This window comes from Shewanella pealeana ATCC 700345 (assembly GCF_000018285.1).
GTDB classification, from domain to species: domain Bacteria; phylum Pseudomonadota; class Gammaproteobacteria; order Enterobacterales; family Shewanellaceae; genus Shewanella; species Shewanella pealeana.
The window spans coordinates 1,871,978-1,884,719 of record NC_009901.1 but is presented as its reverse complement, the minus strand read 5'-3'; the positions used below and the strand labels follow the sequence as shown (position 1 = coordinate 1,884,719).

Genomic DNA, 12,742 nt, shown 5'->3' with positions numbered 1-12,742 from the left:
GCCAGCATCCGCTGGCTTTATCTGTATTTATCAATTACCTCTAACGGCCCGCTAATGCTCTTGCTGGCGGGGTCTGGCTGGCTTTCCATGCGGGATATAGAGTCGCAATAACGCTCATCACAAAGGCTAGTGCGATAACCGTCACCACATCGCCGCCTTTAAGCTGCGAGGGTAAAAAGTCAATAAAATAGACATCGGCAGATAACAGTTGGATCCCGAATAACGACTCTATGCCACGGGCTATTGCACTTAAGTTTAGCGCGATTAACGTCCCTAACACGCCGCCGATTGCGCAACCTAAAATGCCATTAAACGCCCCTTGAACGATAAAAATCAGCATGATTGAGGCTTTCTTCATGCCCATGGTAAGTAAAATCGCAATTTCAGACTGCTTGTCACGCACCGCCATCACTAAAGTCGACACGATATTAAAACAAGCCACCGCTATCACTAGCGCCAACACTAAGTACATCACCATGCGCACCAACTGAATATCTTGATACAGGTGGCCTTGAGTGCGAGTCCAGTCTGAAATATACACATACTGCTGTTGGCTATAACCTAAATCGCGAATGAGCCTTGGTGCGGCAAACACATCGTCCACTTTAATGCGCACGCCAGAAACACTGTCGCCAAGCTTTAAGGTCTTAGCTGCATACTGCATCGGAATATAAGCCGTGGTCATATCCAGCTCACCACCGAGTTCAAAAATCCCCGAGACCACAAAACGGTGACTCTTTGCCGCGCCGATCCTATTTTGTGACTGGTTATTAATATTGGGCATATACAAGCTAAGGGACTGACCAACTTTTAAATCGAGACTCTTAGCCAAGCCTTTACCTAAGACGATATTATTGCTGCCCTGCTGAGCAAGACTCTGCCAGCTTTCAGGTGACATAAATTGCTTAATATTGGAAACGTTCGCCTCTGTGTCGACATCGACCCCTAGCACGGTCAGGCCTTGAAAGCCGCCAACCTTCTGCACGAGCCCCTGCATACGCACAAACGGCGCTGCGGCGGCAATACCGGGGATCTTGTTAGCATCTTCGACTATCGATTGCCATTGATGAATAGGTTCGTTAACGCCAATTAGCTCACCATGGGACACCACGCCTAATAGACGCTGCTCTAACTCTTTTTCAAAGCCGTTCATAGCCGAGAGCACCACAATCAGCACAGCAACTCCAAGAGCAATGCCTGCCGTTGAGGCGAAAGAGATAAAGCTAATAAATCGATTCGATTGGCGGGCAAAGTAAAAACGCCAGCCCACCCACATCGCTAACAAGGCTTTCATGCAGTTAGTTCCTCAGCTTGCACTAGGTGGCCATCTTTCATATGCAGCTGTCTATCCATTCTGGCAGCTAAGCTTTGATCATGGGTGACCACAACAAATGCGGTGCCAAGCTGCGCCGCAAGCTCGGTGATCAGCTCATAAACGGCTTCGCCACTATTCGCATCTAAATTACCTGTCGGCTCATCGGCCAAAACTAACTTAGGATCATTAATCAAGGCTCTTGCTATCGCCACTCGTTGGCGTTCACCGCCCGACATCTCGGCCGGAGTATGACTCAGTCGATGGGCTAGCCCCACTCGCTCAAGCAGGGATTTGGCCTTGGCCTCTACTTGCTTTCGACTCTTACCTTGAATAAGCGCTGGCATTGAGACATTTTCAAGAGCAGTAAATTCCGGTAACAGATGGTGGAACTGATAGATAAAGCCAAGGTTCTCGTTGCGGATCTGTGCTTGACGCTGGCTCGACAGTTTATATAAGTCTTCGCCTAACATGGTCACGCTACCACTCGTTGGGCTATCTAGGGTCCCCATAATATGCAGTAAGGTACTCTTGCCCGAGCCTGAGCTACCCACAATCGCTAATTGCTCGCCTTTAAAGACTTGTAGCTCAACGTCATGTAAAACCTGGGTATCGACTGAGCCTTCTTGATAACGTTTGCTAACGTGACTAACTTGTAGCAGTAATTCTTGATTCATTTTTAACTCGCTATTCATATCTTATTCGTGGCCGACTCGTATCACCGCTAATTTGTATTCTGGCTTATTCATATCGCCGCTTACTCATATCCCCGCTGCTCGTATCTAAGCTACTCATACCTGAGTGCGGCCGCTGGCTGCACATTAGCCGCTCTAATTGCAGGATAAACAGTGGCCACCAATGTCATCACTAAGGTGCCGACAACAATCCAAGTCAATTGACTCAACTCAAGTTGAACAGGCAGATTCTGCCCTGCACCCAAGATAGAGATCCCAAGAGCCTGAGTTATGGTGTTGAGGTTGAGGGTTAATAAACTGCCGACTGCCACGCCGGATATAAGACCTATGACCGCGTTGAGTGAGCCTTGGATCATAAAAATGCCCATCACATTCGCCGTCGTCAGACCTTGGGTCTTGAGTACCGCAACATCCGTAGTTTTATCCACCACCATCATCACCAGGGCGGAAACGATATTAAAGGCTGCAACGGCAATAATGAGACTAAGCATCAAAGACATCATGTTCTTTTCCATCTTCACCGCCCCAAACAGATGTCCATAGGTGTCACGCCAATCGGTCGTCGTCACGGGAGTGGCAAATTGCGCAACGACCTCTGGCGCCATTTTGGCGGCATTGAAAGGATCATCGAGATATAGACGCAGCTCCTTGACCTCTCCCGCCTTTTGACGCATCAGTCGCTGAGCATCATCATGATGAACATAGGCCAGAGTCGCATCGACTTGTGAGCCCATTTCAAAAACACCCGCCACGGTGAACTTACGTTGACTCGGCACCGGCCCCAATGGCGTATACACAACGCCATCACCACTAAGAATTCGAATTTTATCCCCAGGCGCAACGTCGAGTGTTCGGGCTAACTCAGCGCCTAAAATAACCCGGTATTTCCCCGACTCTAAGGCATCAAAATCTCCCGAGTAAACTCGCTTAGTGGTATTTAGTAGTGTTTTTTCCTGCTCAGGATAGATGCCATACACCTGCGCGGCGCCTATATTACTCGGCGACTGCACCATGGCTTGGGTCGATATACTTGGGGTTGCGCCCTGAACGCCCGGAAGTTGGCTTAGTTTCTCCACTTGGCTTGGCCAATTCTCGATGGCCGTTTGCGAGTGCACGGTTAATTGCGGCACAGCCCCTAAAATTCGTTGTTTAAGCTGGTTCTCTAAGCCATTCATCACCGAACTGACCACAATCAATGCCGCTACACCGAGTAAAATGCCAGAAACAGAAAAAATAGTAATAAATGATGCGAATGCGTTGGCTTTACGGGATCGCCAGTAGCGATAACCAATATAAAACGATAATGAAAGATTCATTAAAAAAACCTAAATAAAATCAAATGATGCAGAGCTCAATTGCCATTATAACTTTGTGTTAACGGCGACTGAAACGAGACAAGTATTACTCAAGGCTTCACAAAAAAGTCCCAATACTCGCTTAAACAGTCAGACATTTGAATGTCTAACCTTGCTAAATCATAAAGATGCGCACGATAATAGGGGTATTAGCCCCCTAAAAACAAGAGGCAACCCCATTGTTAACTGACTCTAGCGCCTATTTTAGTATTAATCACCCATTTGATGTCTATTTGTGTCCTTGGGACGAAGCCAAGCCGCTGCCATCAGCTGAGCAGTTGAGCTTTATGTTTCCGACTAGCTTACAGCTGATTAGTGACGTGAAGGCTCTCGAATCAGACTGTCTATTACAGCTGCGTCATCTCGATGACGATGCAAAAACCGTCGTGGAATTTTTAAAGCTGCAATCGCGTAAAATCGACATGGTGCTACAACACATCATGGCGAAAGAGGAATACCAAGGCACCCATTACATCGGCAAGCAATTTGGTGGCAGCGGCATCACGCTGATTAGCCCATCGCCTTTAGTACTCGGGCAAGAGTACCAGGTGACGCTACACATCAAAGAAGAGCTAGTCGCCCTGCTCTGCTTAGCTAAAGTCAATGGCTGCTCACCGATCGAAAACGCTGATGATCCTAACACGGCGCAATATGCAGTGGAGCTAAGCTTTAGTGTGATCCAAGATAGCGACGTTGAACAGTTGGTTAAAGCCAGCCTAAGTTTGCAGCAAAAACAACTCAAGCTACGACAGTTATCACGCTAACCTAAAAAGAATTTTCACTGGCATGCGCTGAGACAAGCCTCTACAATACTTAGCAAGTTTACTGCTATCTGGACTTGTTTCCTCGCCTTAATGAATTCTTTTTCTGTATTGACTCCACCAGCGGTCAAGAGTGCCAAACTGGCCCAAACGCTGTGTACACTGGGCGGCGCGGCACAAGCGCTAACCATCGCGAATATTGCTAAGCAACATCTAGGGGTGACCTTAGTGGTGACCGCGGATACGCCTAACGCAATCAGCCTAGAAACTGAGCTTAGCTACCTGCTCAGTGAGCAATCAATACCGATCTGGCTTTTTCCCGATAGAGAAACACTTCCCTACGACAGCTTCTCACCGCACCAAGACTTAGTCTCACAGCGACTTGAAGCGTTATCGCGTATTCCTCAGGCGCAACACGCCGTTGTCATTGTCCCGATCACTACACTCATGGTGCGCCTGCCGCCACAATCGTTCCTAACAGGTAACGTGTTGATGCTGGAAAAAGGTGACAAATACCGCCTAATGGATGTTCGTGAACAGCTCATTAACACTGGCTATCATGTGGTTGAGCAAGTTTATGAACATGGCGAATTTGCCGTGCGTGGCTCTATCATCGATATTTTCCCTATGGGATCGAGCCAACCCTTTAGAATCGAGTTATTCGACGATGAAGTGGAAACCATTCGACATTTCGATCCAGAAACTCAGCGCTCGAGTAAAGAGATAAATGCAATTCGTCTGTTACCGGCGAAAGAGTTCCCTACCGATGACGCGGCGATTGAAGGCTTTAGACAAAGATACCGCCGCCGCTTCGAGGTATTAGTCAAAGAGCCTGGCTCGATTTATCAGATGGTCAGTAAGAAGACCATGCCGGCCGGTATTGAAAACTATCTGCCACTGTTTTTTGATGAGACCTCGACTCTGTTTGATTATCTGCCGAGTAATACTCAGCTGATCACCCTAGGCGATATTGAAGCGGCGACTCACTCACACCTTCATGAAGTCGAAGTGCGTTATGAAGACAGGCGTGTCGACCCATTAAGGCCGCTACTGACGCCACAAGAGTTATATTTGCTTACCGAGCAGATCTTCTCAGCTTTTAAAGGCTATCCTCGCTTTGGGCTTAAAGATGAAGCCTACACAGGCACGGCAGCCCATGCTAAAGCCAGTAAGTTACCGGAAATTGGCGCAAACCATAAACTCAAACAGCCGTTAGCCGAGCTGGAAAAATACGCAGCACTTGGCGATAGAATGTTATTTAGCGCCGAATCTGAGGGACGCCGCGAAGCGCTTTTAGAGCTACTTAGCAAGATCAACATTAAGCCTAAGCTGTTTAATCACTTCGACGAGTTTGTAGCCAGCAAGGCAAAAGTAGGACTGATAGTGTCTCCTCTTGCTCAAGGCTGCATCATTGAGAAGAAAACCGGCGGCAAGTTCAGTTTAATTTGTGAAACTGAGCTATTTGGTCAACGGATCTCACAGCGTCGCCGCCGTGATAAACAGCGTCAGATCAGCTCAGATGCTCTGGTTAAAAACTTGGCCGAGCTCAAAGTGGGTCAACCTATTGTTCACTTAGATCATGGTGTAGCGCGCTATCAAGGTTTAGAAACCTTAGATACTGGCGGCTTAGTCGCCGAGTATTTGGTGCTTGAATACTCAGGTGGCGATAAGCTGTATGTGCCCGTAGCAGCACTTAATTTAATCAGCCGTTATAGCGTTGGTCCCGATGAAGAGGCGACGCTCAATAAACTCGGTAATGAAAGCTGGGCTAAGGCCAAGAAAAAAGCGGTTGAGAAGATTCGCGATGTCGCCGCCGAGCTACTGGATGTCTACGCTCGCAGACAAGCAAGACCCGGTGAAGCTTGTCGAATCGACCTAGAAGAGTACGCGCAGTTTGCCAATAGCTTTCCCTATGAAGAGACAGTTGACCAAGAGACTGCCATCGAAGCTGTTCTGGAAGATATGCGCTCACCTACAGCCATGGACAGACTGGTTTGTGGTGATGTGGGCTTTGGTAAGACCGAGGTTGCCATGCGCGCCGCTTTCGTCGCGGTAAACGATGGTAAACAGGTCGCCATTTTAGTGCCTACTACCCTACTCGCTCAGCAGCATTACGAGAACTTTAAAGACAGATTTGCCGACTGGCCATTCAAGATTGAGGTAATGTCGCGCTTTAAGACTGCGAAAGAGCAGACTCAAGTGATGAAAGAGCTGCTCGATGGTAAAGTCGATATCGTGATCGGTACTCATAAACTGCTGCAGTCTGAGGCCAAGTTTGAAAACTTAGGCTTGCTAGTCATCGATGAAGAACACCGTTTTGGGGTAAGACAGAAAGAGAAGATTAAGGCGCTCAGAGCCAATGTCGATATTTTAACCTTAACCGCCACGCCAATCCCACGTACCTTGAATATGGCAATGTCGGGCATGCGTGATCTGTCGATTATAGCCACTCCTCCGGCTAAACGACTCGCTGTCAAAACCTTCGTTAGAGAATACGATGAAGCCACCATTCGTGAAGCTTTGCTTCGTGAGATCTTAAGGGGTGGCCAAGTCTACTTCCTGCACAATAGCGTCGAAACCATCGAAAAACGCGCGGCTGAGATAAGCGAACTCCTGCCTGAAGCGCGAGTAGTGACAGCCCACGGTCAGATGCGTGAGCGTGAGCTTGAGCGAGTAATGTCAGATTTTTATCATCAACGCTTTAACGTGTTGGTGTGTACCACCATCATTGAAACCGGTATCGACGTGCCATCGGCCAATACCATAGTGATTGAGCGTGCCGATAACTTTGGTCTGGCTCAGTTGCATCAGTTACGTGGCCGTGTAGGACGGTCTCATCATCAAGCCTATGCTTATTTGATGACGCCTCATCCAAAAAGTATGACCAAAGATGCCCGCAAGCGTCTAGAAGCCATCGGTGCATTAGAAGATCTCGGTGCGGGCTTTATGCTTGCAACCCAAGACTTGGAAATTCGCGGCGCAGGCGAGCTGCTTGGCGATGAACAAAGTGGTCATATCTCCAAGATTGGTTTTACCCTCTACATGGAAATGTTAGAAGATGCGGTGAAATCACTTAAGCAAGGTAAAGAGCCGTCGCTAAACCAGATGCTGCGTCATCAATGTGAAGTCGAGCTGCGAATTCCTGCGCTACTGCCTGAAGATTATGTGGGTGACGTGAATATTCGTCTATCTCTGTATAAGCGAATTGCTAACTGCGAAACCGCAAAAGCGCTCGATGAAATGAAAGTTGAATTGATTGACCGCTTCGGTATGTTACCCGATGCGACTAAGAATCTTATGGAGATGACACTTTATAAGCACTTGGCCACACAGTTAGGCTTAAGAAAAATCGAAATGCACGCTAAAGGTGGTAGTATAGAGTTCGGTGAAAACAATAAGGTTGATCCAACCTTCATCATCGGTTTGCTACAGAGCCAGCCCCAAGTATATCGAATGGACGGCCCCAATAAGCTAAAATTTGCAATGCCTTCTGAAACAGCGAAAGACAGGCTCGCACTACTTAAACTGTTAATTGAGCAGTTGTTTCAACATCGTCTTGGAGAATAACCGTGTTAAGACTATCTAAAAACAAGCTAAGCGCAGCTTTAGCTGTTAGCCTTTTATCCAGCTTATCTGTGAGCGCTAACGCTGCAGAAGAACGTTGGTTTGAGGTCGAAGTCTATCTCTTTGAGCGCGATGCACCGAGCGTTGAACAGTGGCCAGCTAAAGTCGCACAGGCTCGTACACGTAAGACTGTCGACTTTATTACTCCAATGGTCAGCACCGACTTAACAGCCGTTAGCATGGGACTTAACGGTTGTACTTCAAGCGATTGGGCAACCGATAGCGTGAACTGTAATGAGCAACTTAGCAAAGCGAACCATAAGGCTTTAGCCGATGTACCGATGCAAATTGCGGCCCCACAGCCTGCCGTTGCGCATTTAGGTGATGGCGCGGTGTTACTCGCTGAAAGTCAAAGCCAATTCAAAGATATTATCGCGACCATTTCTCGCGAAAAAGGCACGTCTAGCCTTTTGCATATGACATGGCAACAATCAATGCTCCCTCGCAGCCAAGCGATCCCTGTCAAACTATACTCGGGGCATGACTACTCAGAGCAATATGAGTTTAACGGGCAACCAATTGAGGTTAACACTAGCGCTTCAGAGTTTGGCAACTTCGACTTTATGCAGAGTCAATTCTCAAACGATACCAAAACACCGATCTGGAAGCTCGATGGGACGGTAAATATTTATTTGCAGCATTACCTGTTTATTGAAACTAATTTCACCTTACGCGAAGAAGGCAGTAAGACGATAACCCTGACACAAAATGAGCCGTTAATGAGCGCTCGTGAAGAAGGCGGTGTAGATGAAACGGTGGGTCAAGAAGTGACGAAACCTTATCTCTATGCCATTGAGATGCAGCAAAACCGCAGAGTGCGTAGTGATGAAGTCCACTACTTTGATCACCCCAAAATGGGCATGATCATTCAGATTCGAAAAATGGAACATCCGAGTGCAATGACTGACAAGTCAACAGATGAAATCGCGACCTTGCCACAGGCTACATATTAGAGCTGGATAATTGAAAAATCGAGGTAGATCTCATCTGCCTCGTCCTCTTCTACAACCACCTCGTCAACCCTAGATGCTGGGGCGCCGATATAACACCAACTAATCAGCTTATCCACAGCAGGATGACCTCCTTGAGCTAAGATTTGCACCGAACCATCGCTTAGGTTACTCACGTACCCCGTCACACCGAGAGTATTGGCTTGAACAAGTGCATTATCACGATAAGAAACCCCTTGTACCTTACCGTAAATTTTAATGATGACACGCTTCATAACACATTCCTTGTACGACCAACTCAACACACTAGCAGTCGAATCTTGGTAAATAGCAGCAATTTCTGATTCAAAACAATCGAATATCAATCTGTATAAGAAATAACATAGCCTAAAGCCCCCCAATGAGCAAAGATAAGCTCCCCCTGATGTATTCAAAGTGAATTGCCTACAGTATGAATAGCTCCTTTGAGGCTATCAATGTAAAGAATCTACCTTCTGAGGTAGGTAGTTTAGGGCTGAAAATAAAAAACCACCAATAATCTAATGACCATTGGTGGCTCTAACAAGACTCAAACTGAGACTAGTTCGCTTTAAATGCCTTAATACATTGCAGCTGACTCGCTAGCGAGACAAACTTATGCTGCTGCTCTTCATCCCACTCTATCGAATAATAATCTTTAAGTGTGGACTCAACATTGGCGTTGTCATTAACATCATCCTGACGTGCCAAGATGCACAGTGCTTTGCCGGAATTTAAGGCGCGAAAATCTTTAACGCACTTGTTCGCAATATCTGCGTACTCTTCTGGACGGTCAATCTGACCGACCATATTATCTTGAGGCAGCAAATTAGGATTAATCAGAACCGATTTAATGCCATTTAAAAAACCGATACGCTCGGCCCAATATCCCCCTAAGCCTACTCCAATAATCAAAGGCGACTTATCCTCTGAAGAGGCGATCTGCTTGCTGACTTCATTCAGCAAGTACTGCATATCGTTTTTAGGGTGTAAGGTGCTATAACTTACCAAGCGCACGTCATCGTCAATAAACTGCAACTGACGCATTTTGTCATGATTGCCAGGGCTTGTTGCATCAAACCCATGAAGATAAAGGATCATTCTCGTCCTCCTAAAAATTTCACGTATATTATTAACTGCTAAGCTAGCAAGCCAAACTAACTTGTGTTTTGCGCTAAATCAAACTTTGAGCGATGGCCATAGCCCGCTCCCAGCGAGCGCTGTCTTCTAAGGCCTTGGCCACTCGGCTCTGATCTGGTTTTAACAGGCTAGCACTCAAGCCTTGATCTTCAGAGGGCCAATTAACGCCATCTAACACCTCAGTCGCTCCGCGGCTATCGTTACAAACTAGAATCATATTACAACCGGCATCGAGTGCTGCCTGCGCTCTAGCCGTGTAACCACCGGCCACTGCCGCTCCTTTCATACCTAAGTCATCGGAGAAAATGACGCCGTTGAAGGCTAGCTGCTTACGCAGTACCTCTTGTAGCCAAAATGGAGAAAAACCTGCAGGCTGGCTATCCACCTTAGGATAAATCACATGCGCTGGCATGATGCCCTGTAAACGGTCTTTAGCGATTAAGGTTTTAAACGGCTGCATATCATTGGCAAAAATCTCATCTTGAGTACGTTCATCAACCGGCTTAGCAATATGAGAGTCGGCTTCAACGCTACCATGCCCTGGAAAATGCTTACCCACGGCACACATACCCGCTTGCTCCATGCCATCAATAAAAGCACTAGCAAGCTCGGCAACCTCCCCCTTGTCAGGGCTGAAACTTCTAGTGCCTATCACTTGGCTAACACCGTTTAAATCCAATACCGGCGCGAAGCTTAAATCGATGTCAACAGCAAGCAGTTCTATCGCCATCAAGTAACCTAGCTCGGTAGCCCAGCTCTTGGCCTGCGTCATATCTCCTTTGGCTGCAGGAAGAATATCTCCCATTGCAGGTAACACAGTAAACCCTTCTCGAAAGCGTTGCACTCTGCCACCTTCATGATCGACTGCAATCAGAATATCAGGGCGAATAGCGCGTATTGACTTAATGAGGGTGATTAACTGAGTCCTGCTGACATAATTACGACTAAACAAAATTAAGCCGCCTATCATGGGATGAGTTAACTGCGATGATTCCGTAGCACTCAGCTCCGTTGACTCGATATCTAACATCAAATAACTCATATAACCCTCTAAATTTTTAATCTCTTGAAAATCTAACCTAGCAAAACTTAAAAAACACATTCTATCGCTTGAACGCAAAATTCTTAAATAAATGCATGTGAAACAGCAGCTAGCACAAATTTAAAAACAAAAAAACAGCATTAAACCAACCAAAATGTAATTAGATTATCTAATGTGTAGAAATTGCATACAAAAAACTAATGATAGAGAAAAACCTAAAGTATGGGATACTTTTTAACACCAATTAATTCAAGCTACTAAGATTAACATCAAGCATAGTATTTTCACGCTCAATAAGTGAAATATACCAAGATAATGGGTATTCCTCCATTACCTCATCTCTTAGTGAAGTTGGTCATAACTATAACGACTAGAGCAATAAAGGTTTAGCATGATTAGTGTATTCGACATGTTCAAAATCGGCATCGGGCCGTCAAGTTCTCATACTGTAGGTCCAATGAAAGCGGGCAACGTTTTTATTGAGCAACTGCAGCAGTTAAATATTCTCGATAGCGTTGATGAATTACGTTCAGAGCTGTTTGGCTCTTTAGGGCAAACAGGGGTAGGTCACGGCACTGGCAAAGCCGTCATTTTAGGGCTTATGGGAGAGGCGCCAGAATCAGTAGATACTGACAGCATTGATGCCATTTTAGAGCAAGTAAAAAACACCGGGCTGCTAACACTTGCAAGCGGACGAAAAGTACTCTTTACTCGCGCAGACGGTATCACCTACCACAGGCGCAAAAGCCTGCCAGCTCATGCCAATGCCATGACCTTATATGCCTATAAAGACGGCGAGTGCATCTATGATCGCACCTATTACTCTGTAGGGGGTGGCTTCATTCTCGATGAAGATGAAATCAAAGCACAAGATGCATCCCCGGCAGCACCGATTCAATCAGCCCCTTTTGACTTTGATTCAGCGCAACAACTGCTTGAGCTCTGTACTGAAAATGGTTTCAGCATTTCATCACTTATGATGATGAATGAACTTAGCATTGCCGACGCCGACGAGATCAATGATCAATTGTGGCAAATCTGGCAAACCATGAAGACCTGTGTTGAGCGCGGTTACCAAAAGGAAGGCATCCTTCCTGGAGGCTTAAAACTGAGACGCCGTGCACCTTCGCTACATCGTCGTTTAAAAGCCGAAGGCAAGAACTGCGTCGATCCGCTAACCGCTATGGATTGGGTCGACCTATTTGCCCTATCAGTTAACGAGCAAAATGCCGCTGGCGATCGTGTTGTTACCGCACCGACTAACGGCGCAGCAGGGATTATTCCTGCGGTATTATGTTATTACGACATGTTCGTTCAAGAAGTTGACCAAGACGTTTGCAATCGCTATCTACTGACGGCTGCTGCCATTGGTATTCTTTATAAGAAGAATGCTTCTATCTCTGGCGCTGAAGTGGGTTGCCAGGGGGAAGTTGGCGTAGCTTGCTCTATGGCTGCAGCGGCTCTGACTGAGATCATGGGCGGCACTGTTGAACATGTTGAGAATGCAGCTGAAATCGGCATGGAGCATAACCTAGGCTTAACTTGTGACCCTGTAGGCGGCCTTGTACAAGTTCCTTGTATTGAACGTAATGCTATGGGGGCGGTAAAAGCGATTAACGCTTCACGTATGGCAATGCGCGGCGATGGTAACCATAAAGTCTCACTCGATAAGGTGATTAAGACCATGATGGATACAGGTAAAGATATGCGTAGTAAGTATAAAGAGACTGCCAAAGGTGGTCTTGCGGTGAATATCGTCGAGTGCTAATTACTGTCTTTGGGCTCACTTTTTACCAAAGCACTTAAAAACAAAAACCTCGCTATTGCGAGGTTTTTTATTATCAG

The 12,742-nt window shown here is 46.5% G+C and carries 10 protein-coding genes; 4 read left to right on the top strand and 6 right to left on the bottom strand.

Going from position 1 to position 12,742, the window contains the following annotated elements; genetic code table 11:
• Nucleotides 1-40: 40 nt before the first annotated feature.
• From lolE to SPEA_RS08160, 3 genes are all read right to left on the bottom strand, one after another.
• A complete protein-coding gene (lolE, locus tag SPEA_RS08170) occupies nt 41-1,294 on the bottom strand; it encodes a lipoprotein-releasing ABC transporter permease subunit LolE (protein WP_012154796.1) in 1,254 nt (417 codons plus the stop codon).
• Nucleotides 1,291-1,989 carry a lipoprotein-releasing ABC transporter ATP-binding protein LolD gene (gene lolD / locus SPEA_RS08165; protein ID WP_041411352.1) on the bottom strand — a complete coding sequence of 233 codons (699 nt, stop codon included), beginning with the start codon at nt 1,987-1,989 and terminating at the stop codon, nt 1,291-1,293. The genes lolE and lolD overlap by 4 nt, the downstream gene beginning before the upstream one ends.
• A gap of 110 nt (nt 1,990-2,099) precedes the next feature.
• Nucleotides 2,100-3,323, bottom strand: coding sequence for a lipoprotein-releasing ABC transporter permease subunit (locus SPEA_RS08160; RefSeq protein WP_012154794.1), 1,224 nt, complete (start codon nt 3,321-3,323; stop codon nt 2,100-2,102).
• Nucleotides 3,324-3,541: 218 nt separating this feature from the next.
• Between SPEA_RS08160 and SPEA_RS08155 the strand changes: the two genes are divergently transcribed.
• The 3 genes from SPEA_RS08155 to SPEA_RS08145 all read left to right on the top strand — a co-directional run bounded on the left by SPEA_RS08155 (nt 3,542) and on the right by SPEA_RS08145 (nt 8,700).
• Nucleotides 3,542-4,126, top strand: a complete 585-nt coding sequence (locus SPEA_RS08155) for a hypothetical protein (protein ID WP_012154793.1) — start codon at nt 3,542-3,544, stop codon at nt 4,124-4,126.
• A gap of 90 nt (nt 4,127-4,216) precedes the next feature.
• Entirely contained in the window at nt 4,217-7,690 is a 3,474-nt protein-coding gene (mfd, locus tag SPEA_RS08150) for a transcription-repair coupling factor (RefSeq protein WP_012154792.1), read from the top strand.
• Nucleotides 7,691-7,692: 2 nt separating this feature from the next.
• A complete protein-coding gene (locus tag SPEA_RS08145) occupies nt 7,693-8,700 on the top strand; it encodes a peptidoglycan binding protein CsiV (protein ID WP_012154791.1) in 1,008 nt (335 codons plus the stop codon).
• Here the strand turns inward: SPEA_RS08145 and SPEA_RS08140 are convergent.
• The 3 genes from SPEA_RS08140 to nagZ form a co-directional block, all read right to left on the bottom strand.
• Nucleotides 8,697-8,972, bottom strand: a complete 276-nt coding sequence (locus SPEA_RS08140; RefSeq protein ID WP_012154790.1) for an acylphosphatase — start codon at nt 8,970-8,972, stop codon at nt 8,697-8,699. The two genes, SPEA_RS08145 and SPEA_RS08140, sit on opposite strands and share 4 nt — an antisense overlap.
• 304 nt (nt 8,973-9,276) lie before the next feature.
• Complete coding sequence (gene ycfP / locus SPEA_RS08135) at nt 9,277-9,816, bottom strand: alpha/beta hydrolase YcfP (RefSeq protein WP_012154789.1); 540 nt, start codon at nt 9,814-9,816, stop codon at nt 9,277-9,279.
• Between the two features lie 73 nt (nt 9,817-9,889).
• Nucleotides 9,890-10,897, bottom strand: a complete 1,008-nt coding sequence (gene nagZ / locus SPEA_RS08130; RefSeq protein WP_041411349.1) for a beta-N-acetylhexosaminidase — start codon at nt 10,895-10,897, stop codon at nt 9,890-9,892.
• Between the two features lie 391 nt (nt 10,898-11,288).
• On the opposite strand from nagZ, the gene SPEA_RS08125 reads away from it, so the two are divergent.
• The gene (locus SPEA_RS08125) at nt 11,289-12,665 is read left to right on the top strand and encodes an L-serine ammonia-lyase (protein ID WP_012154787.1); all 1,377 of its coding nucleotides are present in this window, start codon (nt 11,289-11,291) and stop codon (nt 12,663-12,665) included.
• The last annotated feature ends 77 nt before the right edge of the window (nt 12,666-12,742 follow it).

What these genes read in the sequence shown, in the direction of transcription:
- mfd (WP_012154792.1), top strand. Translation starts at nt 4,217, where the DNA reads ATGAATTCTTTTTCTGTATTGACTCCACCAGCGGTCAAGAGTGCCAAA.
- lolE (WP_012154796.1), bottom strand. Translation starts at nt 1,294, where the DNA reads ATGAAAGCCTTGTTAGCGATGTGGGTGGGCTGGCGTTTTTACTTTGCC.
- SPEA_RS08140 (WP_012154790.1), bottom strand. Translation starts at nt 8,972, where the DNA reads ATGAAGCGTGTCATCATTAAAATTTACGGTAAGGTACAAGGGGTTTCT.
- nagZ (WP_041411349.1), bottom strand. Translation starts at nt 10,897, where the DNA reads ATGAGTTATTTGATGTTAGATATCGAGTCAACGGAGCTGAGTGCTACG.
- SPEA_RS08160 (WP_012154794.1), bottom strand. Translation starts at nt 3,323, where the DNA reads ATGAATCTTTCATTATCGTTTTATATTGGTTATCGCTACTGGCGATCC.
- lolD (WP_041411352.1), bottom strand. Translation starts at nt 1,989, where the DNA reads ATGAATCAAGAATTACTGCTACAAGTTAGTCACGTTAGCAAACGTTAT.
- ycfP (WP_012154789.1), bottom strand. Translation starts at nt 9,816, where the DNA reads ATGATCCTTTATCTTCATGGGTTTGATGCAACAAGCCCTGGCAATCAT.
- SPEA_RS08125 (WP_012154787.1), top strand. Translation starts at nt 11,289, where the DNA reads ATGATTAGTGTATTCGACATGTTCAAAATCGGCATCGGGCCGTCAAGT.